Below are 26637 nucleotides of genomic sequence, written 5' to 3'. Positions count from 1 at the left end.
TCGAAACCGGAACGCTGCCCACGGGAGGAACTACCAGGGTCGGCCTCGCCGCCGGCTCGTCTGATACGATAGAATGCGCACAAGGGAGGAAATCATCATGCGCAAGACAATGACCAGCATGCTTGCTGGTATCGGCTTAGTGCTCGCCTGCGGAACGTCCGTCCACGCGCAGGATAAGGAACTCACCATCTTCTGGGCTGAGTGGGATCCGGCGAACTATTTGCAGGAACTCGTCAACCTTTACGAGGCCGAGAGCGGCGTTAAGGTCACGGTCGAGACGACGCCGTGGCCGGATTTCCAGACCAAGGCGTTCACTGAATTCAACGCTAAGGGCAGCGCCTACGACATGGTCGTCGGCGATTCGCAGTGGATCGGCGCGGCCTCCGAGGCAGGCCACTATGTCGACCTCACCGACTTCTTCAACAAGCACAATCTGAAGGAAGTGATGGCGCCGGCGACGGTGAAATACTACGCCGAATATCCGTCCAACTCCGGCAAATACTGGTCGATCCCGGCCGAGGGCGACGCGGTCGGCTGGTCCTATCGCAAGGACTGGTTCGAAGACCCGAAGGAGATGGAAGCCTTCAAAGCCAAGTACGGCTACGATCTCGGCGTGCCGAAGGACTGGAAGCAGTTGCGCGACATCGCCGAGTTCTTCCACCGTCCCGACGAGAAGCGCTACGGCGTCGCCATCTACACCGACAACTCGTACGATGCTCTGGTGATGGGCGTGGAGAACGCCATCTTCTCCTTCGGCGGCGAACTTGGCGACTATTCCACTTACAAGGTCGACGGGATCATCAACTCCGAGCAGAACGTCAAGGCGCTCGAGGCCTACAAGGAACTTTATTCCTTCACTCCTCCTGGTTGGGCCAAGGCCTTCTTCATCGAGGACAACCAGGCGATCACCGAAAACCTGGCGGCGATGAGCATGAACTACTTCGCCTTCTTCCCGGCGCTCATCAACGAAGCCTCGAACCCGAACGCCAAGGCCACCGGCTTCTTCGCCAACCCTCCAGGACCGAACGGCGACCAGTTCGCCGCCCTCGGCGGCCAGGGCATCTCCGTCATCTCCTATTCCCAGAATCAGGAAGAGGCGATGAAGTTCCTGGAATGGTTCATCAAGGACGAGACGCAGAAGAAATGGGCGGAACTCGGCGGTTACACGGCAAGCGCCAAGGTGCTCGAGTCGCCTGAATTCCAGAACGCCACGCCTTACAACAAGGCCTTCTACGAAACCATGTTCAAGGTGAAGGACTTCTGGGCGACGCCGGAATATGCCGAGCTGCTCATCCAGATGAACCAACGCGTCTATCCGTACATCACCGGCAATCAGGGCACGGCCAAGGAAGTGCTCGATGCGCTCGCAGCCGACTGGAACGCTACGTTCAAGAAATACAACCGCGTAAAGTAAACGGCACTAACGCTCGGAAGGGGCGGGAGCCCGCCCCTTCCGTTTTCGTTTTCCGGAGGAACGGGCCTTGGCCACTGCAGTCATGACCACGCTGGATCCCAAGTCGCGCTCCGCCGCCCGCGGCATGAGCGACCTCACGATCCGCAATCTCTTCATCGTTCCGACGATCGTTTTCCTGATCGTCTTCAACATCTTTCCATTGCTCTATTCGCTCGGCTATTCGTTCACCGACTTTCGCGCATCGAGCGCGGCACCGGCAACTTTCGTCGGACTGCAGAATTACCGCGAGCTGCTCAACGACCCGTTCATCTGGTCGAATTTCGCCATCACCGCTAAATATGTCATTGTCTCCGTAGTCGGCCAGGTCATCGTCGGCTTCGGCGTGGCGTTGCTGCTCAACCGCGATATCCCGTTGAAGGGCCTGCTGACGACACTGCTTCTGTTGCCGATGATGCTGTCGATGGCTGTCGTCGGCCTGTTCTGGAAACTGCTTTACGATCCGTCCTTCGGCATCATCAACTATACGCTCGGCCTCGGCTCCTTCGAGTGGCTGTCCAACCCCGACATGGCGCTCTACGCAGTTGCCATCACCGACATCTGGATGTGGTCGCCCTTCGTCATGCTGCTGTCGCTCGCCGGCCTGTCGGCGGTGCCGAAGCACCTCTACGAGGCGGCCGCGATCGACCGCGCCGGCTCGTTCTATACCTTCTTTCGCATCACGCTGCCCCTGGTCGCGCCGATCCTGATGATCGCGATCATCTTTCGCACCATGGAGGCGTTCAAGACCTTCGATCTTGCCTACATCCTGACCAGCCAGCCAACCACCGAGGTGATCTCGATCCGGCTCTACAAGATGGCGTTCCAGGAATGGCAGACCGGGCGCTCCTGCGCGCTCGCCTACATCGTGCTGATCATGATCCTGGCGATCACCAACATCTACGTCAAATACCTGAACAAGGTGAAGGAGCGCTAGAATGGCCGCCGTCACCACCTCTACCGAGCGTTCGCTCAACAAGCTCGCCATCGTCGGCGTGCTGATCGTCACGATCATCTTCTTGGCGCCGATCTACTGGATAGCCTCCACGGCGTTCAAGCCGCGCAACCTCGCCACCACCATCCCGCCGACGGTGGTCTTCCAGCCGGAGATATCGCCCTTCGTCAAGCTGTTCACCAAGCGCTCGCAACTGCGCACAGCGCCGACGCCGGAACAATACGCCGCCGCCCCATGGTGGGAGCGGCTGGTCTTTGACGGCGGCGAGAAGGTGGTGCGCTCGGGCAGGGGCGAGGTGCAGTGGTCCGGCTATCCGAACCGCTTCATGAATTCGCTGATCGTAGCTATCACCTCGACGATCCTCGCCGTCGGCATGGGCACTTTCACGGCATACGGGTTCTCGCGCTTCAAGATAAAGGGGGAACAGGACCTGCTCTTCTTCATCCTGTCGACGCGCATGCTGCCGCCGGTGGTGGTGGCGATCCCGATGTTCCTGATGTACCGGGCGGTCGGCCTCAACGACACGCATTGGGGCCTGATCATCCTCTACACCGCCTTCAACCTCAGCTTCTCCGTGTGGCTGATGAAGGGGTTCATGGACGAAATTCCGAAGGAGTACGAGGAGGCAGCGCTCGTCGACGGCTATACGCGAATTGAGGCCTTCTTCAAGATCGTACTGCCGGAGGCGGCCACCGGCATCGCCGCCACCGCCGTGTTCTGCTTCATCACCGCATGGAACGAATATGCCTTCGCGCTGATCATGACCAACCGACGCGCCCAGACGGCACCGCCGTTCATTCCAAGCCAGGTCGGTTCCGGCCTGTCGGATTGGACGGTGATCGCGGCCGGAACCTTCCTGTTCCTGCTGCCTGTCGCCATCTTCACCTTCCTGTTGCGCAACCACCTGCTGCGCGGCATGTCCTTCGGAGCGATTCGCAAATGATCCGCCATTCTACAATCCAGCGCACGGCCGAGATCGTGATGGTGTGCGGCATCATCGCGCTCTGCCAGCCGTGGAACCTCTTCCTGCACCGCTACGGCCTGACGATCATCATCGTCGGGCTACTGACGTTCATGATCACCGGCTGGGTCGGTCCAAGGCAGAAGCCGCAGGCGACCGGCGCGCCGGAAAAAGAAGGTCACGCATGACCCAGATCGAGCTTCGTGGCGTCCAGAAATTCTTTGGCGCCGTTCAGGTCATCAAGGACCTCAATCTCAAGATCGACGACAACGAGTTCATCGTGCTGCTCGGCCAGTCGGGCTGCGGCAAGACCACGACGCTTCGCGCCATCGCCGGGCTGGAGACGATCGACGGCGGCGATGTCCTCATCGACGGAAAGCCGGTCCAGCATCTCAAGGCTGCCGACCGCGACATCGCCATGGTCTTCCAGTCGTTCTCGCTCTATCCGCATATGAGCGTCTACGAGAACATCGCTTTTCCGTTGCGCGCCATGCGCAAGAGCAAGGCGGAGATCGACGGCGAGGTGCGCTCGGTCGCCAAAGTGCTGCAGATCAACGATCTGCTCGGCAAGAAGCCGTCGGCGCTGTCGGGTGGCGACATGCAGCGCGTGGCGATCGGCCGGGCGCTGGTGCGGCGGCCGAAGGCGATGCTGATGGACGAGCCGATCGGCGCGCTCGACGCCAAGCTGCGCGAGGAGATGCGCGCGGAGATCAAGCGGCTGCACATCAAGCAGGGCTCGACCACCATCTACGTCACCCACGACCAGATCGAGGCGATGAGCCTTGCCGACCGCATCGTCATCATGCATGAGGGCGTTCTGCAACAGGTAGGCAGCCCATCGGAAGTGTATACGCGCCCGGCCAATCTGTTCGTCGCGCAATTCGTTGGCTCGCCTGTGATGAACGTCGCCAACGCGGCGGTGACGATGAACGGCTCCGGCGCCAGGGTCACCGTCGACGGGGCCGCGGAAGGTTTCCTTTTCCCGGCCGAACTGGTCGGCCAGCTCGACGCCGCGAACGTCGGGCAGGACCGCCTTGCGCTCGGCATCCGCCCCGAAGGCGTGATGGTTTCGCGCGAGGCGGCGGACGGTTATCTGCCAGTCGAGGCGCACATCATCGAACCGCTTGGCTCCTACGATATCGTCGACCTCAAGGTTGGGGCACAGATGTTGCGCGCCCGCACCCGTTCCGGTTTCGTCGGCAAGCCGGGGGTTCAGGTCTTCGCCAAGCTCGACCCAGCGCAGGCGCACTTCTTCGACACGACAAGCGGCAATTCGCTGGGGGTGAGACTCTGATGGCCCATATCCAGCTCAAGAATATCTCGAAGACATTCGGCAATCACACCGCATTGACCGGGCTCAATCTCGACATTGCCGACGGCGAGTTCTTCGTGCTGCTCGGCGAGACCGGCGCCGGCAAGACGACGACGCTGCGCATGGTTGCCGGCCTGGAAAAGCCGAGCGAAGGCCAGGTTTTCATCGACGGCGTCGATGTCGCCAATTGGGGTGCCGCCGAGCGCGACGTGGCGCTGGTGCTGCAGCAATATTCTCTCTACCCGCGCTATACGGTGCGCGAAAACCTCGAATTTCCGCTGAAGTCAAAAATCCGCCGCATCGAGCCCGACGAAATCAAGACGCGCGTCGACCGCGTTGCCAGGACTTTGCGTATCGAGCATCTGCTCGAGCGCAAGACGGATCGCCTCTCTGGCGGCGAGATGCAGCGCGTCTCGATTGGTCGCGCCATCGTCAGGAAGCCCCGCGTATTCCTGATGGATGAGCCGCTGTCGGCGCTCGATGCCAAGTTGCGCGAGGCGCTGCGCACCGAACTGAAGAACATCCAAATGAACCTTGGTCAGACCTTCCTGTTCGTCACGCACGATCAAATCGAGGCGATGTCGATGGGCGACAAGGTTGGCGTGCTCAACCATGGTCGCATCGTCCAGACCGGCACGCCGTACGAGATCTACAACAATCCGCGCGACACCTATGTGGCGAGCTTCGTCGGCTCGCCGCCGATGAACCTCATCGACGGCAAGCTCGTCAACGGTCGCGCGGTGATGGCACCGCTGAATTTCGAGCTGCCTTTTGCGGGGGGGGCCAAGACGAGCGGTGCGACCGACGGTCGCCCGCTCGTCTTCGGTATTCGTCCCGAGGATGTCTATCTCGAGAGCGGGGCGCCGGTAGAGGCACGCGTCCACGATGTCGAGAATCATGGCGTCGAAAAGATCCTTACGCTGCGGGTCGGCGACGCCATGCTGCGGGCCACGGTGCCGGCCAGAACCGATGTCGAGATCGAACAGCCGGTGCGCTTTGCCTGGGATCCGGACAAGGTGGTGCTGTTCGACAAGGCAAGCGGAATAAGCCTCCGTCACGCGGGCTAAGCGCGCCTATTGGGCGGGAAGGATGTTAAGCGGGCTTGAAGCCTCTGGCCAGGCTTAGCCGGCTTGACGGGTCTCAGCCTGTTCTTCCGCGCGAAAATGGCTGGGAGGCGATCCGATGACGCGCTTGAATGCCCGGCTGAACGACGCGTCGGATTCATAACCCAGGCGAGCGGCGACGACGGAAATCTTCAGCCGGTCGCGGACCAGCCATTGCCGTGCCTGGTGCATTCTCACCTGGGTGACATATCTCGCCGGCGTTTCGCCGACGATCGTCGCGAAGCGCTCGGCGAAGCCCGATCGCGAGGCGCCCATCATCCTGGCCAAGGTCTCCACTGTCCAGTCGCGGTCCGGCTCGAGATGGATCGCGGCCAGCACGCGGCCGATCTCGCGGTCTCTCACCGCCGCAATCCATCCGGACGAGTCGCCGCAGCCGCGCTCGACCCATGACCGGATGACAGTGGCGGCCAGCACATCGGCAAGCCGTGCCAGGATGCCGCCGGAGCCGACGCGCTCCATCGTCACTTCGCGGGCCATGGCCTCCAGCAGATGCGGGATGCCGGGCTCATAGGCTTCCAACTCGTGCGCGCGCATTACGTCCGGCATCATGCCGAGCAATGGGTGCAAACCGTCGAGATTGAAATACATGCTGCCGAAAAACAGCAGGGTCCCCGGCCGGCGGCCTTCGTTCGACAAGCAGTAGACGCCCTTGCAGACCTCTCCGACTTCGTAACCCTGGATCGGCGAAGCCTCGGTGCCTGGTTCGCTGGCCAGGACATGTGCTGCACCGCGCGGCAGCAGCACCGCGTCGCCAGCCTTGAGTTCCACCCATTCGCCGGAGGGCTGCAGCAGCCAACACCCCTTGCGGCCGATGAAATGAAACCGCGCCGCCGTCTGGGCCGGAAACTGGAGACCCCAGGGCTCCTGCATTTCACAGCGGCCGTATTCGACGCCGTCGAGCCTCAACCCGCGCAATATGTCTGTCAGCGGATCGCCGGTAACCGGAACTTTGGACGAATGGTCAAGCATGATGGTGTTTCTAGCATGGAAACGCCAGACGGTCACTTCCTATGTTGCACTGCAGCCAGATGTTGCAGTGCAACCAGATTGGAGATCCCATCATGACCGAACCCGCGACAGGCGTCATGGCCACCGTTCTCGATCCCGCGGAAACCGACGAACGAGCCGAGCCGGCGTGGGGGGCGGTCGTATCTCTCGCGCTCGGTGTGTTTGGGCTGGTGACCGCGGAATTCCTGCCTGCCAGTCTGTTGACGCCGCTGGCGCAGGATCTCGGTGTGACCGAAGGCACTGCCGGCCAAGCGGTGACGGCAACCGCCGTTGTCGGCGCGATAGCCGCTCCGACCATGGCCATCATCACCAGACGGCTGGACCGCAGGCTCGTCATGTGGGGACTGACCGTGCTCCTGATCCTGTCGAACCTCCTGGCGGCGTTTGCGTCCTCGCTTCCCGTTCTTCTGATCGCCCGCATCATGCTCGGGATCAGCCTCGGCGGCTTCTGGTCGATGTCGGCGGCCATGGCGATGCGGCTTGTCCCGATGCGGCTGATGCCGCGCGCCATGTCGATCATTCTCACCGGCGTTTCGGTGGCGACGGTCTGTGCGGCCCCGGTCGGTGCCTATGTCGGTGGCATCTGGGGATGGCGAACGGCCTTCATGATCGCAGCTGTCGTCGGCGCCCTGGCGCTGCTCGTGCAGATCGCCACCCTTCCGAAGCTGCCGCCGGCGGGCGTGGCAAGCTTTCGGACCTTGCTGGAGGTAACAAAGCGGCCGATGATCAGAGTTGCGCTTCTGGTGGTCCTGCTGGTCGCCTCGGGACACTTTGCCGGCTTCACCTATGTCCGCCCGTTTCTTGAGAAGGTGCCCGCGCTGGACATCGAGACGATCTCGCTGGTGCTGCTCGCCTACGGCATCGGTGGCTTCTTCGGCAATTTTGCCGGCGGGTTCATGGCCGAACGCAGCCTCAAGACCGCCGTCGGCCTGGCGCCTCTGCTGATTGCTGTGGCGGCCGCCTTGCTGCTTACTCTCGGAGCCTCGCCAGTCGTTGCGGCGATAGCGGTTGCCGGCTGGGGGTTTGCCTTCGGCGCGGTGCCAGTCGGGCTGCAAACCTGGCTGGTGCGAGCCGCTCCCGACCAGGCTGAAAGCGCCGGCGGGCTGATGGTCGCCACATTCCAGGTGGCCATCGCACTGGGCGCCGTTTTCGGCGGCCTGCTGGTCGACAATGCCGGCGTTGCCAGCGCTTTCGCCTATTGCGGAATCGCAACGTTGCTGGCGGCCTTGGCGGCGCTCTTGCTTGGCCCGAGGAGCGCAACCTAAGCCATCCGTAGGTGCGTCCCACGTGGGACGCCTCCAAGAAATGGCCCGAAAATCGGTTATGGTTTTCGGGCCGTGACTATTGCGGTGACGAATCGACCCAGACTGTCTTCGACGTAGGATGCAACTTCGACTTTCGGGTCGAAACTCCACCAAAGCAGCGAACCTTGCCAGTGCGATGCCATCAGCAGCCCGATGTCCAACGGCGCGTTGCGACCGAAGCAAAGCAAGAGTCGAGGATGTTGCACAGGGATGCCTTCCACGACGCCCCCCGCGCGCGAAGCACCGGATCGCGCAGGTCTTCGCGCAGGACGAGCAGGCCCTCGGCATAGGATTCGATGCCGCCATAGTCACGCGACAGCGCCACCAGCAATTCGATCGCGCCAGCAGGGGTCCTCGGTGTCGCATCTGCGAGCGTTGTCGTCTTCGCGTCCAGCCTGTCCCATGCCTGCAGCAAGGTTCTTTGCCTGAGCGTGGCCTTGTTCTTAAAACGCTGCACCAGGGTCGAGCCGGAAAGCCCGCAATTCTTGGACAGCCGTTCAAATGTGAGTGCCTCCGGGCCATGCCTGTGGATCAGCCGGTGCGCCGCTTCCAGCACGTCCTCGTCGGATTGCGACTTTTGCCGAGGCATCTTGACATCCATTATAAACGAATGATCATTTATATATCATAACATTGACGAAGGCTATCATTTGTTGGTCAGAGGTTGGTTGGTCAGAGTCTGGGGAGTTCAATGACGCTTGAAGGAAAAGTCGCTTTGGTCGCTGGCGCCACGCGCGGTGCGGGGAGAGGCATTGCTGTCGAACTGGGTGCTGCGGGCGCGACGGTCTACGTCACCGGGCGGACGACACGCGCGCATCAGTCCGAATACGCCCGTCCGGAAACCATCGAGGAGACGGCGGAGCTTGTTTCAGCGCAAGGCGGCCATGGCATCGCTGTGCAAGTCGACCATCTGGTTGCCGAAGACGTGCGCAAGCTGGTCGACCGGATACGTGCCGAGCAGGGCCGCCTCGATGTGCTGGTCAACGACATCTGGGGCGGCGAGAAACTGTTCGAATGGAACAAGCCGGTCTGGGAGCATGATCTCACGAATGGTTTGCGTATGTTGCGGCTGGGCGTCGACACGCATCTGATCACCGCGCATTACGCGCTGCCGCTTCTGATCGAGCGCCCGGGCGGCCTGCTGGTCGAAGTCACCGACGGCACCGCGGAGTATAATGCCGAGCATTATCGGCTTTCGCCGTTCTATGACCTCGCCAAAGTATCGGTGACCCGCATGGCCTGGGCCCATGCCAAGGACCTCGCCCCGCACGGCGCCACCTCGATTTCGCTGACACCCGGCTGGCTGCGTTCGGAAATGATGTTGGAAGCTTTTGGGGTGACCGAGGACAACTGGCGTGATGCGACAGCAAAAGTGCCGCATTTCGTCATTTCCGAGACCCCGCGCTTTATCGGTCGCGCAGTGGCGGCGCTTGCGGCGGACCCGGACCGTTCGCGCTGGAACGGACAGTCGCTGTCGAGTGGCGGGCTGGCGCAGGTCTACGGCTTTACCGATCTCGACGGCTCGCGGCCCGACGCGTGGCGCTACGTTCCGGAAGTTGAGAATACCGGCAAGCCAGCAGATGCGACTGGCTATCGCTAGAGCTATCGACGTCAGTGTGCTGGGCTACTCGGGCGACCATAAAAAAGTAGACTGTGCCATGCAATCAGCCCGCGACCGCCTCGAAGCCGTCCTTTCGCGTCTCGCCGTCCGCGCCGATAATGAAGGCGTATTCGTAAACCTCTCCGGAAGCCGCACGAGCAGCAGCCGACGCCGCCGATGCCAGGTGCAGAGCAGGCGTGACGCTCGGGCCGCTCGACGGAACAATTCTGTCGATCAAGGACCTGTTCGATGTTGCCGGCGAGCCGACCACGGCCGGTTGTTGCTCAGCACCGCGGCGCCGGCGCTGCGGGATGCCGTCATCGTGCGGCGGCTGCGGCAGGCCGGTGCGATCATCATCGGCAAGACCAACATGACCGAATTCGCCTTCACCGCGATCGGCGTTAACCCGCATTACGGCACGCCCGGCAATGCAACCGACGCCGGCCGGATTGCGGGCGGCTCATCCTCGGGCGCCGGTGTATCCGTTGCCGAAGGTACGAGCGAGATCTCGATCGGTTCCGACACCGGCGGTTCGGTGCGCATTCCGGCGGCGCTGAACGGTGCCGTCGGGTTCAAGCCGACGGTGCGGCGCGTATCACGCGTTGGCGTCTTCCCGCTGTCCGACACGCTGGACTCCATCGGCCCGCTTGCCCGCACCGTCGCCGAATGTGCCGCAGCCGACGCGGTGATGGCGGGCGAGGAGACTGTGGCTCTGGTTCCGCTTCCGTTTGCCGGACTGCGCATCGGCATTCCGCGCGGCGCGCTCTTCGAGGATACGGAAAAAGAGGTCTCGGCGGCGTTCGAGCGATGTGTTCGCAAGGTAGAGCTTGCGGGTGCATACCTCGCCGATCTGTCCATCGATGACCTCCTTGCCGATTTGCGAGGGGTAACCAAGCGAGCCTCGATCGCGGCAATGGAGGGCGCCGCGGTCCATGCAGATTGGCTGGCGACAGGTGCGACGACGCCGGTCGATCCGTGGGTGGGCGAGCCGTTGTCGCGCGCCGCCGCCGTTCCGGCCACGGCCTATATAAGGGTAATCCGCCGCCGCACGGCGCTTGTCGCCGCCATGGACGAGCGGCTGGCGTCCGTCGAAGGCCTTCTGTTGCGCAACACGCAGGTCGCCAACCAGTTCGACCTCTGCGCGATCTCGCTGCCGATGCCGGGAATGGTGCGCCCGGCCGGGCTGATGCTGGTGGCGCGCCACGGCCACGACCACCGTCTCCTGCGCATCGCGGCGGAAGTCGAGGCACTGCTTATATAGCGCGTCGCGTCTGAACGGGTTCATGCGACGCGCTTTAGGTTCTTGTTTCTATGCATGTCGTTATCGCAAAACCGCTGCGCACTTTTGCGCGACATGCATTAGCCGTTGAGGTGCTCAGATATCGGCCGGAAATCGCCGCCGGTAGTGCTCGACCACTTCGGTATTGCGCAGATTGACCGGCAATTTGTTGGCCAGCACCAGCAAGGCTTCATCAGCCGAACCGACGCCCATGCGCATCATCGATTGCTCGGTGATGCCGGCCATGTGCGGCGTGACGATGACATTGTCGAAGCCGAAATAGGGATGATCTGAAGGCAGCGGCTGCGTCACAAAAACATCGAGCGCGGCACCGCCGATACCGCCCTTTTGCAGCGCTTCGATCAGCGCGTCGTCGTCGATCACCGGCCCGCGCGAAATATTGATCAGCAGCGCATGCGGCTTCATTCGACCGATGCGCTCGCGGTTGATCAGGCCGCGCGTCTCCGGTGTCAGCGGGCAGCACAGAACGATGATATCGCTCTGCTCGATCAGTGCGTCGATCGACAGGAAGCCGATCCTATCGGGCGCCGGCCTCATGCTGCGCGTCGTCGCTACCACGTTCAGGTCGAAACCATGTGCTGCGATATGGCCGACTGCCTGTCCGATGGCGCCGAAGCCGACAATGCCGATCGTCTTGCCGGCGAGCTCGCTGGCGAGAATGGTGTGGTCGCGGCCGGCCAGCCAGCCCTTCGCCCGCAAGTCGCGGTCCACCATGCGGAAACGCCGAAGCAGCGCCAGGGTCGCGAACATCACGTATTCGGCGACCGACCGTGCATTGACCGCCGGCACGTTTGCCACCAGCACGCCGGCTGCAGTGGCCGCTTCCATCGGAACCATGTCGAGCCCGGCGCCATGGCGGATTGCAGCCCGGAGCTTCGTAGCACCTTCGAACAGCGCTGATGGCAGCGGGGCGCGAACGATGATGATATCGGCGTCCCTCGCCTCAGTCGCCAGCGTGTCCGCATCGAGGGCGGAAGCGACAACGAGTTCGCCGGCACCAGTCAACATGGCGGAGGCGCGCGGGTGCAGCGTGTGCGTCGACAGGATTTTGGGCATATCAGACCTGTTCGAGTGCTGGGCTGTGAGGTTCTGCCCCGCCGCCTTCGATCAGGCCTTTCCAGTAACTTTCCGCGCCTTGCAGATGGGCACTCATCAGCGCCTGGGCGAGATTGCCGTCGCGGCGCAGCAGCGCCTCGTAGATCTGGATGTGCTCGGCATGCGAGCGCACGCTGCGTTCGGGATCGTTGAAATAGATGGGCAGGCGTTGCTCGCCCATCATGTAATAGACGCTGCATATGTTGTGAAAAACGCTGTTCTTGGTTGCCCGCACGATTTCAAGGTGAAATTCGCGGTCCTCCTTGGCGAGGCCCTCGCCTGCCGCAATGCGCTCTTCCGACGCCTTCAGGATTTCGCGCAGCCGCTCGAAATTTTCCTCGGTAGCGCGCGAACAGGCAAGCTCGGCGGCCTTGATCTCGTGGATCTTGCGCAACTCGACCGTCTCGTAGATCTGGATCGGATCAAGCGGCAGGCCGGCCCTGGCAAAAAGCGCCATCGCCTCGACGCTGGCCTGCTTGGTGTCGATGTAGATGCCGGACTTGGCCCGGCGCTCGACGATGCGCATGGCTTCGAGGATGGCCAGCGCCTCGCGGATCTGGCCGCGGCTGACGACGAAATGCTCCGCCAGTTCACGCTCCGACGGCGTTCGGCCCGTCGCCTTGTCGGAGTGGGAGAACAGATAGGCAGCGAGTTCCGCGAGAAGGTTCTTTTCTTTCATGATCAGCCGCGTAGCGCGTGCGCCTCCAGGAACCGTTCCGAAAGGGTGAATCCCAGTCCGGGCTTCTCGGGGATCGCCATCATACCGTCCTTTGCTTCGACAGTCTCCTCGATCAGATCGTGGATCATCGGGTTGGCGCCGAGCGAATACTCGATGGTAAAGCTAGCCGGCGAAGCAGCGCAGACATGCAGCCCGGCAAAGAAGCAAGGCGCGCCAGCCCACAGATGCGGCGCAAAGCGCAGATTGAAGGCGCTGGCGATGGTGCCGATCTTTATCGCCTCGCTGATGCCGCCGCAAAAAGCCGGGTCAGGCTGGAAGATATCGGCCGCCTTGAGCGTGGCGAGGTCGCGGAAAGCATAGCGCGTCGCTTCGCCTTCGCCGGTGGCGATAGGGATGGAGCCGGACGCCCGCACTTCGGCCATGCCGGGCTTGTCGTCGGCGATGACCGGCTCCTCGAACCAGGCCAGATCGAGATCGGCGGCGAGATGGATGAAGCGCTTGGCTTCCGCCACCGTATAGGTGCCATGCGCATCGACCATCAGGTCAACCTCGGGGCCGAGCGCCTGTCTTGCGGCGCGCACGCGGGCGGCGGAAAGATGCGGAGCGCCGTCCATCGCGCCGATCCGCATCTTCAGCGCCTTGAAACCGCCCTTGGCGATATAGGATTTTAGCTGGTCGCCGATCGCCTCGGTGGAAGCCCAGCCGCCGGAAGCATAGGCGGGCATGCGGTCGAGCTTGCGGCCGCCGAGCAGCCGCCAGACTGGAACCCCCTGCGACTTGCCCAGAATATCCCACAACGCGATGTCGACGGCGCTGATCGCAGCGACGCTGATGCCGCGCCGCGCCAGTTGCGGCATGGCGTGGCCGTTTTGCGCGGCACTGTCGTGGCGCACGCCATTGTAGAGCATCTCCCAGATCACCCCGATGTCGGCCGGATCGCAGCCGATCAGCTGCGGGCCGACCTCGTGGTTCAGCATGTGGACGAGGGCGCCATAGCTGCCGGTGCTGCCGGCAGCATTCTTGCCTTCGCCCCAGCCGACCAGCCCGTCGTCGGTCTCGATGCGCAGGATGGCGGCGTCAAATGTCGTCACTTGACCGAAGTCGCTGCGGTGCTGCTTCGCGGCTTCGATCGGTATGCGGACCCACCAGGCTTGGACCGTCTTGATGCGCATGTTCATCCCCGGCCTTGCCGCCGGTCAGGGCGGAAGGCTCATTCTCAACGGACCGACTACTTGATCAACGGCAGCAACGTTTCAGCGTTGATGCGCATCTGATCGGTGTAGAACTTTTCCGTCAGCACGCTGGAACCATGGTCCTGAATGAATTTGAGCTGCTCCGGCGAGATGTCGACCGGATTGCGCTCGACCATGTCGGGATAGGGAGCGGCCGGCGTGCGGTCGACGGGGGCGACGAACTCGTTGGTCAGCGCGCCATCGTAACCGACCTCCTTCAGCGTGCCGACGATCTTCGGCCAGTCGATCTGTCCGAGACCGGCGGCGAAGCGGTTGTTGTCGGCGACATGGAAGTCGAACAGGCGCTTGCCGACCTGCCGGATGGCATCATAGACGTTAAATTCTTCCATGTGGATGTGGTAGGCGTCGAGGCAGACGCCGCATTCGGGGCTGACTGCATCGGCCAGCGCCAGCGCCTGGGCGCCACGGTTGAACAGATAGGTCTCGAAACGGTTGAGCGGCTCGACCGCGATCTTGACACCGACCTTCTTGGCATGGGTGAAGCATTCCCTGGTGGCGTCGACCACCCATTTCCATTCTTCTTCTTCGGTGCCGTCCGGCACCACCTTGCCGACGGTGGCGGGAACCAGGGTGATGATCTCGCCGTCGAGTTCGCTCACCATCGTCAGCACATCCTTGACGTACTGTACGGAGCGCTCGCGCTGGCCCTGGTCCTTGGCGGCGAGATTGCGCTCGCCCAGCATCAGCGTCACCGCCCCCCAGCAGCGGATGCCGTGCTCCTTCAGGAGCGCGCGCGTCTCATCGGTGTTGTATTGCTCGGGCTCGCCGGAAATTTCGATCGACTCATAGCCGAATTTCTTGATGCGTTTGAGCGTCGTCTCCAATGGTTCCGCCCGCATCCAGTTGTGCGTCGAAAGATGCATGGTCTGTCCTTCCCAGAATTCGCCTGTAACAGTTCGCCTGCGACGCACTCCACCAGAGTGCGTTGCATGATTCCTCCCCAAGGCGCTCCAGTATTTGTCGTAAACTGGTTCGACCAATTGGGCGTGAAAAGAGGTCTACAGCAATTTCATCTGGACGGCAAGAAATCCTACAAGGCAGCCCCGGCCCATGATTATTTCATTGATAAAACTGGCGTATTAGTCCGCTGCCCGGCAATTTTCGCAGCGCTGGTTGCGAATGGCACCGCTTGACCAAATGACCATATTTGGTAATACCAGAATGGCGGTGCGTACTAGCGCCTGTCGAGAAAAGACCAAAGAGGCTGGCCCTGCTTTCAATCGGCGCTATGCTTGGTCGTGGATAATTAGGAAGGATGCCGATGCCGTCGACAATGAAGGGTCCTGGGCTATTTCTGGCGCAGTTCGCAGGCGATGCCGCACCGTTCAATTCGCTGCCGGCGATAACCAAATGGGCGGCCGGGCTGGGCTACAAGGGCGTGCAGATCCCGACCTGGGACAGCCGGCTGTTCGACCTCGAGAAGGCGGCGTCTTCCCAGGCCTATTGCGACGAAGTGAAGGGCATCTGCACCGAGGCGGGCGTTGAGATCACCGAGCTGTCGACGCATCTGCAGGGACAGTTGGTGGCGGTGCATCCGGCCTATGACGCGCAGTTCGATGGCTTCGCGCCGCCTGCGTTGCACAATAATCCTAAAGCCAGGCAGCAATGGGCGGTCGAACAGATGAAGTTTGGCGCCAAGGCTTCGAAGAATCTCGGGCTTAAGGCGTCGGTGTCGTTTTGCGGAGCGTTGGCTTTCCCCTACCTTTATCCTTGGCCGCAACGGCCGGCGGGATTGATCGAGGAAGCATTTTCCGAACTGGGAAAACGCTGGAAGCCGATCCTCGACGTCTATGAGGACAATGGCGTCGACGTCGGTTACGAAATCCATCCGGGCGAGGACGTCTTCGACGGTGCGACCTTCGAGATGTTCCTCGACGCGGTGGGCGGCCACAAGCGCTGCAACATCAATTACGACCCGTCGCATTTCCTGCTGCAGCAGCTCGACTATCTCGAATTCATCGACATCTATCACGAGCGGATCAAGGCGTTCCACGCCAAGGATGCCGAGTTCAATCCGACCGGCCGGCAAGGCGTCTATTCCGGTTATCAGAGCTGGACGAACCGGGCCGGGCGTTTCCGCTCGCTCGGCGACGGACAGGTGGATTTCGGCGGCATCTTCTCCAAACTCGCCCAATATGACTACGATTCATGGGCGGTGCTGGAATGGGAATGCTGCCTGAAGCACCCCGAGGATGGCGCGGCCGAAGGCGCTCCCTTCATCCAGCATCACATCATCAGGGTGACGGAAAAGGCATTCGACGATTTCGCCGGCGGCGCGACCGACAAAAAGTCGCTGCGCGCCATGATGGGAATCTAGCGCTTTTTCCCCTCCCCCTCGAGGGGAGGGTCGATCCGCGCAGCGGATCGGGGGGTGGGGTCGCTGGGCGTAGAGCTCGGCATGAACCGACCCCTCCCGGCCCTTCGGGCCACCCTCCCCTCAAGGCGGGAGGGGTATTTCAGACGAGGGAGAAAATCATGGTCGGCGCATCGAAATCGGAAACGGGAGGCGGCCCGATCCGCTACGGCATGGTCGGCGGCGGGCAAGGCGCCTTCATCGGTGCCGTGCACCGGATCGCGGCGCGCATGGACAATGAGTTCGTGTTAGTCGCAGGTGCCCTGTCGTCCGACCCGGCGCGTGCCAAGGCATCGGCCGAGGAACTCGGGCTCGATCCGGCGCGCAGCTACAGCTCGTTCGCCGAGATGGCCAAGGCCGAGGCCAAGCGGCCGGACGGCATCGAGGCGGTGGCCATCGTCACGCCCAACAATGTCCATGTGCCGGCGGCGAAGGCTTTTCTCGAGGCAGGCATCCATGTCATCTGCGACAAGCCGCTGGCGACGACACTGGCCGAGGCAAAGAAGCTGGCGGCACTAGTCGAAAAGACCGGCAAAGTGTTCGTGCTGACGCATAACTACACCGCCTATCCGATGGTACGGCAGGCGCGCGAGATGGTAGCCAAGGGGCAGCTCGGCGACATCCGCATCGTGCAGTCTGAATATCCGCAGGACTGGCTAACCGAGGACCTCGCCGCTACCGGCCAGAAGCAGGCGGCCTGGCGCTCCGACCCCAAGCAGGCGGGTGCCGGCGGTGCGCTGGGCGACATCGGCACGCATGCCTACAATCTCGCGCGCTTCGTCTGCGGGCTGGAGCTCGATTCACTTTCCGCCGATCTCGACGCCTTCGTGCCGGGGCGGCAACTCGACGACAATGTCAACGTGATGCTGCGCTTCAAACCGGTCGGCAAGTCGCACCCGGCCAAGGGCATGATCTGGGCGAGCCAGGTGGCGCCCGGCCACGAGAACGGGCTGAAGCTGCGCATCTACGGCTCGAAGGGCGGACTTGAATGGGTGCAGGCCGACCCGAACTATCTCTGGTACACGCCGTTCGGCCAGCCGAAGCAGTTGATCACCCGGAACGGCGCTGGCGCGCTTCCCGTCGCCGGGCGCGTCAGCCGGGTTCCGTCAGGCCATCCGGAAGGCTATCTCGAAGGCTTCGCCAACATCTACCAGGAGGCGGCCCGCGCCATCCGCGCGGCGCGCCGCAAAGGCGGCAAGCCGGCTAAGGAAGTTATCTTCCCGACCATCCAGGACGGGGTCGAAGGCATGGCCTTCATCGAAGCCTGCGTGAAGTCGTCGAGGAAGAACGGGGCCTGGACGAAGCTCTGATCGGGGTGCTGATCTTCAGGTGATGCCGGCCTGCAAACGGCAGTTTCATGCGCTTCCGGTACTCACGTACGAAAAGTACGCTCCGCTCCGGTTCTCGGAAACTACCATTTTCGGCTCGGCCTAACCTGAATCTCAACACCCCTGTGGATTGCGCAATGATGGGAGGGGCGTCGATGAAAATCGGCATGTGCATGTTTTTGTGGACGACGGCCGTGTCGAAGAAACACGAGCCACTGCTTAGGGATATCAAGGCGACCGGCTTCGATGGCGTCGAGATACCGATCTTTGCCGGCACGCCGGACGACTACACAAAACTTGGCGAACTGCTCGACCGCATCGGGCTGGAGCGCACCGCCGTTTCAGCGATGGGCGATCCGGCGCTGAACTTGATCTCGGCCGATGGTTCAACGCGCAAGGCCGGCATCGACTATATGAAGTGGGCGATCGACTGCTCGGCTGCGCTCGGCGCCAAAACGCTGAGCGGCCCGTTGCATTCGACACTGGGCGCCTTCTCCGGCAGTGGGCCGACGGCGGCGGAGAAGAAGCGCTCCGTTGCCTCGCAACGCGCCATCGGCGACCATGCCGGCAAGAGGAACGTCACCATCGGGCTGGAGGCGCTCAACCGCTTCGAGTGCTACCTGCTGAACACGATGGACGATCTGTCCGAGCATATCGACGCTATCGACCGGCCGCATATCAAGGCGATGTACGACACGTTCCACGCCAATATCGAGGAGGCCGACCCGATCGGCGCCTATACGCGCAACCACAAGAATGTCGTCCATATCCATATTTCGGAGAATGATCGCGGCGTACCTGGGCGCGGCCACATTCGGTGGAAGGAGACGTTTTCGGCCATCCGCAAGAGTGGCTATGACGACTGGCTGACGATCGAGGCCTTCGGCCGCTCGCTGAAGGATTTGGCGGCGGCAACCAAGGTCTGGCGCGATTTTTCGGAAAGCCCGGAAGTCGTCTACCGCGACGGTTACAAGCATATCAGGAGTGGCTGGAAAAAGGCTGATGCTTAGGACGCAGCCGAGCTTCCTCTCAGGCGATCTGAGCCGCCGGCGGCAGGCCGGCGGGCGCGCGCTCGCGCCGCTCGTCATTGCCGTTTCCGACTGTCCCCATCAGTTTGCGGCGTAGATAGCTGGAGATGTTGTCGAAGATGAAGACGACGAGCAGAATCAGCACAACCATGTAGAAAACATTGGCCCAATTGGTATTGGTGCGCATGGCCTCCCACAATTTCAGACCGATGCCGCCGGCGCCGACAGCCCCTATGATCGTCGCTGACCGGGTGTTCGATTCCCAGAAATAGAGCGATTGGCTAAGGAATACCGGCAGAACCTGCGGCAGCACGCCGTAGCGCTGCACCATTGCGGGCGTGGCGCCAACCGAGCGGATGCCCTCGCGCTGCTTGTCGTCGATGTTTTCCAGCGCCTCGGAGTAGAGTTTGCCGAGGGTTCCGGTGTCGGTGAAGAAGATGGCCGACATGCCGGCCAGCGGTCCCGGACCGAAGCCGCGGGTGAAGAACAGCGCCCAGATCAGCATGTCGACTGACCGCAGGAAATCGAAGAAGCGTTTTGTCACCTGGTTGGCGATCCGGCTCGGCGTGACGTTGCGTGCAGCCAGGAAGGCGAGCGGAAAGGCGACGATCGAGGCCAGCACCGTGCCGACAAAAGCCATGACGATGGTTTGCAAGAGTTTCAGCCAGACGTCTCCATGCTGCCACTCGGCGTTGTTGAGGATGTTGTCCCAGGCGAGCGCTGCGTTTGACCGTGACGGGTCGATGCGGGCCCCGGAGACGATCAGTGAAGCGACCTCGCCGAACGGCTTTCCCCAGAATGGCGAGTTCGTGTCAAAGACGAAATTGGCCCAGCCGAAGAAACGTCTCCAGGCGACGACTTCGTCATTTTGCACTTCGGCGCGACCGAGAAAGTCGAACGAGACGTAGGCTGTCGAGCCTGGCCTGCGTTGCTCGATCCAGTCGGGCAGCGGTGTGCGGGGCGTGACAGAACTGTCCTTGGCAATATCGAAGATGACGCTTTCGGCGCCGCGCGTCACGGTGACGAGGTTTGGCGTGATGGCGATCCGGCCATTGCCAAGGGTGACAGTCGCCGCCACAACGGCGTTTTCGCGCACCGTTTCAGGTGCAGCCGGAGCGGATTGGCCCAACGGGGCGGCCGGGTTCTCGGCGGTCGGCGCGCCGGGCGCCATGAACGAATCCTGCGATGACTTGTTGGTCGCGATCGCCGGTGCCGGCGCTGCGTCGACCCGCCGCTCGATGACGGCCATCTGCTTGACCACCCAGTCGGGATCTGGATTGGATCCCAGTTTGGAAAAGCGGGAGTAGTCGATCGTCAGATAGTCATCTTTGAACTCGATGTCGGGCCGTATTTCGTAAGACACCCAGTCGGCGAGATAAGCCCCGGCAAGGTTCCAGTTCGCCTTTTCGAGCACGGTGGCGATCGAGAAGAACCACGCGCAATAGAAGGTGTAGAGAATGCAGAGAAGGATGCCGATCGGGACGGCGTAGCGCTTCCACAGGGAGCGTCGGAACGCGTCCGGATGGCGAGCGGCGATGTCGTTGATGGCGGCGGCGTTCATCGCGTTACTCTCCGCCGTATGCGAACGCCTGTCTGCCGACCAGACGGTGTCTCAGCCACGCCGAAAACTGGTCGACGGCGACGATCGTGCAGAACAGCAGAAAGACGATGGCGATGGTCTTGGCCTCATGGCCGCGGCCGATCGAAAGGCGCAGGGATTCGCCGATCCCGCCCGCGCCGACGGCGCCAAGTATGGTCGAAGCGCGCACATTTATCTCGAAACGAAGCAGGAAATAGCTCATGAAGTTGGGCAGAACCTGAGGCACGATGCCGAACCACACCCGCTCGACCCAGTTGGCGCCGACGGCGCGCAAACCTTCTTCAGGCTTCATGTCGGCGTTCTCGACCACTTCGAAGAACATTTTTCCGAGCGCGCCGATGGTATGGATACTGACCGCAATGATCGCCGGAACAGGTCCTAGCGAGAAGATCGCCAGAAAAAAGCCGGCAATGACGATTTCCGGAAAGGCACGGACGATTTCAAGGAAGCGGCGCGTGGCGAACCGGAGCCAGCGGTTGGCCGTGATGTTGCCTGCAGCCAGGAAGCAGAGCAGGAAACCGAATGTGGAGCCCACGAGCGTCGAAAACAGGGCGATGTTCAGCGTCTCGATCATCCGGTGGAAATACTCCGGAATGTAGATGTTTTGGGTCAGGTAGACCCGGCCTTCTGGATAGTCGAACTTGAGGCTGCCATCATCGTAGGGGGATGGCAGGTCGAACAGCGCGCGCACCGGGTCGAACCAGTCGCGCGGCTTCAACTCGCCGAAAAAGTCGGCGACGTGGGGAAGGCGGTCGAAGAACTTTCCGGCGTTGGTCTCGTTGGCGAACCAGAGCGAGCCAGAGAGTGCAAGGAGCAGGAAAACCAGGCCGCCGATCGTGTAAAGGCGCCGGCGGGCGGCGAGATCGCGCCAGTGCCGCTCGACAGTGGCTCCCTCCGGTGAAAGCGCTGGCGCTCGGTATACGTCGGTCGCACTCATCGATAGATCCCCGGCCCCTGATGCGGAAACGCCGCCGGTGCACATGGCCCCGGCGGCGTTGTGGCAGTTTGCTTTACGAGCCGATCTTCGCCTTACGCGCGTCGATGATCGGCTGATAGAACGCTGGGGTGACCGGTGAATAGCCCTTGTAATCGCCGCCTTGGATCGCCGAGAAACAGGCCGGATCGGTTTCCGGAAGCTTGGTCAGAAAATCGGTGATCTTCTGCTTGGCGCCGGCGTCGATCGACGTACGCAATACCAGCGGGCCGTTCGGGATCAGGGGCGACTGCCACAATTCAACGAGGTCATCCATCTTGAGGACGCCCTTGTCGACCATCTTGCGCAGATTGCCCGAGCTGTAGCCGTCCTTGAAGTCGCCGACGCCGGAGGCCCAGGTGGTGCCGGCATCGAAGGTGCCCTTCAGAACTTCAAGGACAAGCTGTTCATGGCCGCCGCCGAACCCGGTCGACGCGAAGTAGCTCTTCACATCCATGCCGATGTCCTTGGGCAATGACGTGACCGGGATCAGGTAACCGGAAGTCGAATCGGGATCGGCGAAACCGAGTTTCTTGCCCTTCATGTCGGCGAGCGTCTTGATGCCGGAATCAGCACGGGCGACCATGACCGCACGGTAGCCGGTCGAACCGTCGGTCTGGATTGTCGTCAGGATCGGTTCGACCGCGTCCTTGTTTTCGAGATAGACCTTGGCGTAGGCGGAAGCGCCGAGTTCGGCAAAGTCAAGTGTGCCGCCGAGCAAGCCCTGAATGACGCCGTCGTAGTCGGCGGCCGGGAACAGCGAAACTTTCTCGACGCCGAGGACGTCCTTGATGTGATCGGCGAAGCACTGGTAATTGCGCAGACGGTCAGCTTCGTTCTCGCCGCCGAGAATACCGACGCGGAATTCCTTCAGGTCCTGTGCCTGGACCGCGCCCATCGCCATGGCGAGGATGGAAACCGCACCGAAAAGTATCTTTCTAAACATGTGGCATCTCTCCTGTTGGTTCCGGCATCGCGCCGGTAGCGTTCGAATTTTGACGGCGCCTTTGACGCGGGCTGGCGATCCAGGCGCTCTTTTGCTGCCCATGGTTCCCGGATACCGGTATCCACTCGTCGGGATCATGGAACTAGTAGCCGGGAAATGCGGGCTCGAGCGGTCCGGCGGATGCGGCGATTTTTTGCTTGATGGTCACGCTGGTCGAGGTGATGGCCTCGGAGATTTCGCCGCCATTGCTGTCGGCGCCATAGACCATGCGCACAGCCTCGCGGTTGAGGTCTTCGGGCGGGCCGTCGAACACGACCTTGCCGGCGGCCATGCCGATGATGCGGTTGCAATAGGTGCGCGCGGTGTCCAGCGTGTGCAGATTGGTGACGACGGTGATGCCCTCGCGCAGATTGATGTCCTGCAGCGAATCCATCACCACCTGGGCATTGAGCGGGTCGAGCGAGGCGATCGGCTCGTCGGCGAGGATAACTTTCGGCTGCTGCATCATGGCGCGGGCGATCGCGACGCGCTGCTGCTGGCCGCCGGACAAGGTGCCGGCCGGCTGCAGCGCCGTGCGGGCAATGTCGAGACGCTCGAGCGCCGCTATCGCCTCGGCCCGTTCCTCGCGAGAGAAGACACCGAGCAGATTGACAATCGTCGAGCGGTGATTGAGCCGGCCGAGCAGCACATTGGTCAGCACGTCGAGACGCGGCACCAGGTTGAATTGCTGAAAGATCATGGCGCAATCGCGCTGCCAGCGCCTGAGCAGCGAGCCGCGCAGGCTGGAGACTTCGGCACCTTCAAAGAAAATCGACCCTTGGCTCGGATCGATGAGGCGGTTGATCATGCGCAAAAGGGTCGACTTGCCGGCGCCGGAGCGGCCGATGATGCCGACCATCTGACCGTGCGGGATCGAGATATCGACATTGCTGACGGCGGTGTTCTTGCCAAACCGGCGGGTGACGCCGCGGATTTCGAGCGTGGCTGAGGTTGCTGACATAGGCAAGTTCCAGTCCAGTCGCGTTTCGAAGGTCTGTTAACCATCGCTAGCGCAAGGCCATGAACCTGCGGTGTCGGATTGATGTCAGTTTTGTTACCGCCCACAGGCTTGGGCGGCGCGCCGTGAATGGTGAATGGTGACGGTGGCAGCCAGAAGAGGCTGGTGAAGGCCTCGCTATTCACCATTCCCCCCTTCAGCTGCCGTATTTTTCCAGAAACGCTTCCGCCGAAAGCGCGCGAAAATCCTCAAGTGCGGCGCGCAGGCGGGCATGGTCCCAATCCCACCAGGCGAGTGCCTGATAACGTTCCGCCGTGTGGCGGTCGAAGCGTTCGCGGATTGGTTTCGCCGGCACGCCGCCGACGATGGTGTAGGGCTCAACGTCTTTCGACACCACCGCACCGGCGCCGACCGCCGCACCGTCGCCCACGGTGACGCCGGGCAGGATGGTCGAGCCGTGGCCAAGCCAGGTGTCATGGCCGATGGTGACGCGCTTGGCGCGACGTTGAGCGAAGAATTCGCTCTCGTGTTCGGCGTCGTCCCAATAGTCCGAGGCGCGATAGGTGAAATGATGCAGCGTCGGCCGCCAGGTCGGGTGGTTGGTGGCGTTGATGCGCACGCTGGCGGCGATGTTGGCGAATTTGCCGACCGTCGCGCACCAGACGCCACAGTCCTGCATCATGTAGGAATAGTCGCCGATCGTGCTCTCCGAAACCCGGCATCGTTCGGCGATTTCGGTCCAGCGGCCAAGCGTCGAATTCTCGACTTCCGCTGTCTCGTGGACCAGCGGCGTTTCCGACAATTTTCGCGTCATGCGGCGATTTTCCCGGCGGCAAAGGCGGTCACGTCGATGACGCGGTCGGCGACCGCCTCGCGCACGTCGCGGTCATGGAAGATGCCAAGCAAGGCGACGCCGGCCGCCTTCTTGGCCGCGATCAGCGCAATCACCACGTCGCGGTTCCTGGCGTCGAGCGAAGCGGTCGGCTCGTCGAGCAGCAGGATCGGGTGTTCAGTGATGAAGCCGCGCGCGATGTTGACGCGCTGCTGTTCGCCGCCGGAAAACGTCGCCGGCGGCAGCGCCCACAGCTTCTCCGGCAGGTTGAGCTGCGCCAGCAAGGCGCGTGCCTTGTTACGCGCAACCTCACGGTCCGCGCCGCGCTCGACCAGCGGTTCGGCGACGACGTCGAGAGCGGAGACGCGCGGCACTGTACGCAGGAACTGGCTGACATAGCCGATCGTGAGCCGGCGCACGGCAAGCACGGTGCGTGGGCTGGCCGTCGCGAGATCGATGAGCCCGTCCTCGTGCTGGACGATGATCTGGCCTTCGTCGACGGCATAGTTGCCGTAGAGCATCTTCAGGATCGAACTCTTGCCGGCGCCGGAAGGACCGCCGAGCACTGCGCATTCGCCGCTCCTGATCGAGAACGACACGCCGGCGACGACAGGCAGTTTGATGCCGTCGCGCAGATGCATGGTGAAGCTCTTGGCGACGTCGGAGACGACGAGCGGGGTTGCCATGGTCACACCTGCAGAATGGAAGAAACGAGAAGCTGGGTGTAGGGCGCGCGCGGATCGTCGAGCACGCGGTCGGTGAGGCCGCTTTCAACGACGCGACCATCCTTCATCACCATCATGCGTTGCGACAAAAGCCGCGCCACGGCGAGGTCGTGGGTGACGACGATGGCGGCCAGGCCGAGATCGGTGACCAGGCCGCGCAGCAGGTCGAGCAGGCGCGCCTGCACGGAAACGTCGAGGCCGCCAGTCGGCTCGTCCATGAATACCAGACGCGGCCCGGTGACGAGATTGCGAGCGATCTGCAGGCGCTGGCGCATGCCGCCGGAAAAGGCGCGCGGCTCGTCGTCGATGCGGTCCTCGTCGATTTCGACACGCGACAGCCAGTCGACGGCAGTGGCGCGGATTTTTCCATAGTGGCGGTCGCCGACCGCCATCAACCGCTCGCCGACATTGGCGCCGGCTGAAACCGTCATGCGCAGGCCGTCGGCCGGGTTCTGGTGGACGAAGCCCCAGTCGGTGCGCATCAGAAAGCGGCGCTCGGCCTCGCTCATCCGATAGAGCTCGCGGAACTGACTGTCGCGCATGCGGTAGCTGGCGGTGCCGGAGCTCGGCAGCAGCCGCGTCGACAGACAGTTGAGCAGCGTCGTCTTACCGGAACCGGATTCGCCGACCACCGCCAGCACCTCGCCCGGCCACAGGTCAAAGGTGACGTTTTCGCAGCCGACGCGCGAGCCGTAGAATTTGGAAAGCGCGCTGACGCGCAACAGCGGTTCGTCGGTCATTGCGCCGGCTCCGTTCTTTCCAGGGCAAGAGGGGTTTCAGGCGCAAGGTGGCCGCGATGGCCTTGTTCGCACCGCTTCTCGCAATGGTCGGTATCAGAACAGACGAACATGTGGCCGCCATGGTCGTCTAGGATGACCTCGTCGAGATAGACGTTCTCGGCCGCGCACAGCGCGCAGGGCTGGTCGAAGGTCTGCACCTCGAACGGATGGTCCTCGAAATCGAGGCTGACCACCTCGGTGAAGGGCGGCACTGCATAAATACGCTTTTCGCGGCCGGCGCCGAACAGTTGCAGAGCCGGCGAACGGTGCATCTTTGGGTTGTCGAATTTCGGCGTTGGCGAGGGATCCATCACATAGCGGCCCTCGACCTTGACCGGGTAGGCATAGGAAGTGGCAATGCGGCCGTGCCTGGCAATGTCCTCGTAGAGCTTCACATGCATGAGGCCGTATTCCTCCAGCGCATGCATCTTGCGCGTTTCCGTTTCGCGCGGTTCGAGGAAGCGCAACGGTTCGGGAATTGGCACCTGATAGACCAGCACCTGGCCCGCGCTCAGTGGATGTTCGGGAATGCGGTGGCGGGTCTGTATGATGGTCGCCTTGGCCGTCTCGGTGGTGACGGCGACATTGGCGACCTTCTTGAAGAACGCACGGATTGAAACCGCGTTGGTGGTGTCGTCGGCGCCCTGGTCGATGACCTTGAGCACGTCTTCCGGGCCGATGATCGAAGCCGTGACCTGGACGCCGCCGGTGCCCCAGCCATAAGGCATCGGCATTTCGCGCGAGGCGAACGGCACCTGATAGCCGGGAACGGCTATGCCCTTGAGGATCGCGCGGCGGATCATCCGCTTGGTCTGCTCGTCGAGATAGGCGAAGTTGTAAGTGGCGATGTCGGTCATGGCGATCGCTTCCGCTGTGTGCTACCGAATTGACTTCCAAGACACGGAAGAAGGGCCAGGCTCAGATGACTCCAACCGGATGGATGCACATCGGAATCCTGTTGCTGGTGTTTGTCGGCGTGGTTGCCTTTGTCCTTCGAAGAATGGTTCTTCCTGCGCCGAAGGAAGGCGCGAATGG

General features: G+C 62.3%; 25 protein-coding genes and 2 pseudogenes. 13 read left to right on the top strand and 14 right to left on the bottom strand.

Annotated features, from left to right (window positions below):
- The first annotated feature begins 97 nt into the window (after nucleotides 1-97).
- The 6 genes from CIT31_RS21705 (at nucleotide 98) to CIT31_RS21680 (ending at nucleotide 5745) form a co-directional block, all read left to right on the top strand.
- The gene (locus CIT31_RS21705; protein ID WP_095520346.1) at nucleotides 98-1414 is read left to right on the top strand and encodes an ABC transporter substrate-binding protein; all 1317 of its coding nucleotides are present in this window, start codon (nucleotides 98-100) and stop codon (nucleotides 1412-1414) included.
- Between the two features lie 67 nt (nucleotides 1415-1481).
- Nucleotides 1482-2387, top strand: a complete 906-nt coding sequence (locus CIT31_RS21700) for a carbohydrate ABC transporter permease (RefSeq protein ID WP_095520304.1) — start codon at nucleotides 1482-1484, stop codon at nucleotides 2385-2387.
- Nucleotide 2388: 1 nt separating this feature from the next.
- On the top strand, nucleotides 2389-3348 hold the full coding sequence (locus tag CIT31_RS21695; RefSeq protein WP_095520303.1) for a carbohydrate ABC transporter permease: 960 nt from the start codon (nucleotides 2389-2391) through the stop codon (nucleotides 3346-3348).
- Complete coding sequence (locus CIT31_RS21690) at nucleotides 3345-3554, top strand: hypothetical protein (RefSeq protein WP_095520302.1); 210 nt, start codon at nucleotides 3345-3347, stop codon at nucleotides 3552-3554. Before CIT31_RS21695 ends, CIT31_RS21690 begins: the two co-directional genes overlap by 4 nt.
- Nucleotides 3551-4660, top strand: a complete 1110-nt coding sequence (locus tag CIT31_RS21685; RefSeq protein WP_095520301.1) for an ABC transporter ATP-binding protein — start codon at nucleotides 3551-3553, stop codon at nucleotides 4658-4660. Before CIT31_RS21690 ends, CIT31_RS21685 begins: the two co-directional genes overlap by 4 nt.
- Nucleotides 4660-5745, top strand: coding sequence for an ABC transporter ATP-binding protein (locus CIT31_RS21680; RefSeq protein WP_095520300.1), 1086 nt, complete (start codon nucleotides 4660-4662; stop codon nucleotides 5743-5745). Before CIT31_RS21685 ends, CIT31_RS21680 begins: the two co-directional genes overlap by 1 nt.
- A 54-nt stretch (nucleotides 5746-5799) precedes the next feature.
- On the opposite strand, the gene CIT31_RS21675 is transcribed toward CIT31_RS21680, so the two are convergent.
- Entirely contained in the window at nucleotides 5800-6771 is a 972-nt protein-coding gene (locus CIT31_RS21675) for an AraC family transcriptional regulator (RefSeq protein ID WP_095520345.1), read from the bottom strand.
- A 92-nt stretch (nucleotides 6772-6863) separates the two neighbouring features.
- Here CIT31_RS21675 and CIT31_RS21670 point away from each other — a divergent pair, with 92 nt between their 5' ends.
- Nucleotides 6864-8075 (top strand): MFS transporter, encoded by a 1212-nt coding sequence (locus tag CIT31_RS21670; protein ID WP_095520299.1) that lies wholly within the window; start codon nucleotides 6864-6866, stop codon nucleotides 8073-8075.
- Nucleotides 8076-8131: 56 nt separating this feature from the next.
- Here CIT31_RS21670 and CIT31_RS21665 read toward each other — a convergent pair.
- Nucleotides 8132-8703, bottom strand: a pseudogene (locus tag CIT31_RS21665) (TetR/AcrR family transcriptional regulator).
- A 102-nt stretch (nucleotides 8704-8805) separates the two neighbouring features.
- Between CIT31_RS21665 and CIT31_RS21660 the strand changes: the two are divergent.
- Nucleotides 8806-9714 carry an SDR family oxidoreductase gene (locus CIT31_RS21660; protein WP_095520298.1) on the top strand — a complete coding sequence of 303 codons (909 nt, stop codon included), beginning with the start codon at nucleotides 8806-8808 and terminating at the stop codon, nucleotides 9712-9714.
- A gap of 58 nt (nucleotides 9715-9772) precedes the next feature.
- Nucleotides 9773-10975 (top strand): annotated as a pseudogene (locus CIT31_RS21655) (amidase).
- Nucleotides 10976-11089: 114 nt separating this feature from the next.
- On the opposite strand, the gene CIT31_RS21650 reads toward CIT31_RS21655, so the two are convergent.
- Genes CIT31_RS21650 through CIT31_RS21635 form a run of 4 tightly spaced genes read right to left on the bottom strand, consistent with a single transcriptional unit; the run spans nucleotide 11090 to nucleotide 14904 of the window.
- The gene (locus CIT31_RS21650; RefSeq protein WP_095520297.1) at nucleotides 11090-12070 is read right to left on the bottom strand and encodes a hydroxyacid dehydrogenase; all 981 of its coding nucleotides are present in this window, start codon (nucleotides 12068-12070) and stop codon (nucleotides 11090-11092) included.
- A 1-nt stretch (nucleotide 12071) separates the two neighbouring features.
- The gene (locus tag CIT31_RS21645; RefSeq protein WP_029348296.1) at nucleotides 12072-12788 is read right to left on the bottom strand and encodes a FadR/GntR family transcriptional regulator; all 717 of its coding nucleotides are present in this window, start codon (nucleotides 12786-12788) and stop codon (nucleotides 12072-12074) included.
- Nucleotides 12789-12790: 2 nt separating this feature from the next.
- The gene (locus CIT31_RS21640; RefSeq protein WP_095520344.1) at nucleotides 12791-13960 is read right to left on the bottom strand and encodes a mandelate racemase/muconate lactonizing enzyme family protein; all 1170 of its coding nucleotides are present in this window, start codon (nucleotides 13958-13960) and stop codon (nucleotides 12791-12793) included.
- A gap of 56 nt (nucleotides 13961-14016) precedes the next feature.
- Nucleotides 14017-14904 (bottom strand): sugar phosphate isomerase/epimerase family protein, encoded by an 888-nt coding sequence (locus CIT31_RS21635; RefSeq protein ID WP_095520296.1) that lies wholly within the window; start codon nucleotides 14902-14904, stop codon nucleotides 14017-14019.
- Between the two features lie 66 nt (nucleotides 14905-14970).
- On the opposite strand from CIT31_RS21635, the gene CIT31_RS33900 reads away from it, so the two are divergent.
- The 4 genes from CIT31_RS33900 to CIT31_RS21620 all read left to right on the top strand — a co-directional run bounded on the left by CIT31_RS33900 (nucleotide 14971) and on the right by CIT31_RS21620 (nucleotide 18732).
- Nucleotides 14971-15174, top strand: a complete 204-nt coding sequence (locus CIT31_RS33900; protein ID WP_133116198.1) for a hypothetical protein — start codon at nucleotides 14971-14973, stop codon at nucleotides 15172-15174.
- A 128-nt stretch (nucleotides 15175-15302) separates the two neighbouring features.
- On the top strand, nucleotides 15303-16358 hold the full coding sequence (locus tag CIT31_RS21630; RefSeq protein WP_029348292.1) for a sugar phosphate isomerase/epimerase family protein: 1056 nt from the start codon (nucleotides 15303-15305) through the stop codon (nucleotides 16356-16358).
- A gap of 158 nt (nucleotides 16359-16516) precedes the next feature.
- The gene (locus CIT31_RS21625; RefSeq protein WP_036267011.1) at nucleotides 16517-17704 is read left to right on the top strand and encodes a Gfo/Idh/MocA family protein; all 1188 of its coding nucleotides are present in this window, start codon (nucleotides 16517-16519) and stop codon (nucleotides 17702-17704) included.
- Between the two features lie 173 nt (nucleotides 17705-17877).
- Nucleotides 17878-18732 (top strand): sugar phosphate isomerase/epimerase family protein, encoded by an 855-nt coding sequence (locus CIT31_RS21620; protein WP_095520295.1) that lies wholly within the window; start codon nucleotides 17878-17880, stop codon nucleotides 18730-18732.
- A 19-nt stretch (nucleotides 18733-18751) separates the two neighbouring features.
- Here CIT31_RS21620 and phnE (CIT31_RS21615) read toward each other — a convergent pair whose 3' ends face one another.
- From phnE (CIT31_RS21615) to CIT31_RS21580, 8 genes are all read right to left on the bottom strand, one after another.
- Nucleotides 18752-20311 carry a phosphonate ABC transporter, permease protein PhnE gene (gene phnE / locus CIT31_RS21615; protein ID WP_095520294.1) on the bottom strand — a complete coding sequence of 520 codons (1560 nt, stop codon included), beginning with the start codon at nucleotides 20309-20311 and terminating at the stop codon, nucleotides 18752-18754.
- Nucleotides 20312-20315: 4 nt separating this feature from the next.
- Nucleotides 20316-21287 carry a phosphonate ABC transporter, permease protein PhnE gene (gene phnE, locus CIT31_RS21610; RefSeq protein WP_095520293.1) on the bottom strand — a complete coding sequence of 324 codons (972 nt, stop codon included), beginning with the start codon at nucleotides 21285-21287 and terminating at the stop codon, nucleotides 20316-20318.
- 73 nt (nucleotides 21288-21360) lie between these two features.
- Entirely contained in the window at nucleotides 21361-22269 is a 909-nt protein-coding gene (gene phnD / locus CIT31_RS21605; protein ID WP_095520292.1) for a phosphonate ABC transporter substrate-binding protein, read from the bottom strand.
- A gap of 142 nt (nucleotides 22270-22411) precedes the next feature.
- The gene (gene phnC / locus CIT31_RS21600; RefSeq protein WP_095520291.1) at nucleotides 22412-23269 is read right to left on the bottom strand and encodes a phosphonate ABC transporter ATP-binding protein; all 858 of its coding nucleotides are present in this window, start codon (nucleotides 23267-23269) and stop codon (nucleotides 22412-22414) included.
- 193 nt (nucleotides 23270-23462) lie between these two features.
- Complete coding sequence (locus tag CIT31_RS21595; protein ID WP_095520290.1) at nucleotides 23463-24080, bottom strand: DapH/DapD/GlmU-related protein; 618 nt, start codon at nucleotides 24078-24080, stop codon at nucleotides 23463-23465.
- On the bottom strand, nucleotides 24077-24784 hold the full coding sequence (phnL, locus tag CIT31_RS21590) for a phosphonate C-P lyase system protein PhnL (protein ID WP_095520289.1): 708 nt from the start codon (nucleotides 24782-24784) through the stop codon (nucleotides 24077-24079). The genes CIT31_RS21595 and phnL overlap by 4 nt, the downstream gene beginning before the upstream one ends.
- 2 nt (nucleotides 24785-24786) lie before the next feature.
- Nucleotides 24787-25563, bottom strand: a complete 777-nt coding sequence (phnK, locus tag CIT31_RS21585) for a phosphonate C-P lyase system protein PhnK (protein ID WP_095520288.1) — start codon at nucleotides 25561-25563, stop codon at nucleotides 24787-24789.
- Nucleotides 25560-26459: an alpha-D-ribose 1-methylphosphonate 5-phosphate C-P-lyase PhnJ gene (locus tag CIT31_RS21580; RefSeq protein ID WP_095520287.1), complete on the bottom strand. Its 900-nt coding sequence runs from the start codon at nucleotides 26457-26459 to the stop codon at nucleotides 25560-25562. Before CIT31_RS21580 ends, phnK begins: the two co-directional genes overlap by 4 nt.
- Between the last annotated feature and the right edge of the window lie 178 nt (nucleotides 26460-26637).

It is taken from the genome of Mesorhizobium wenxiniae (assembly GCF_002284535.1).
Classification (GTDB): domain Bacteria; phylum Pseudomonadota; class Alphaproteobacteria; order Rhizobiales; family Rhizobiaceae; genus Mesorhizobium; species Mesorhizobium wenxiniae.
The sequence above is the reverse complement of the archived record's forward strand: the minus strand, read 5'-3'. Positions and strand labels throughout refer to the sequence as shown.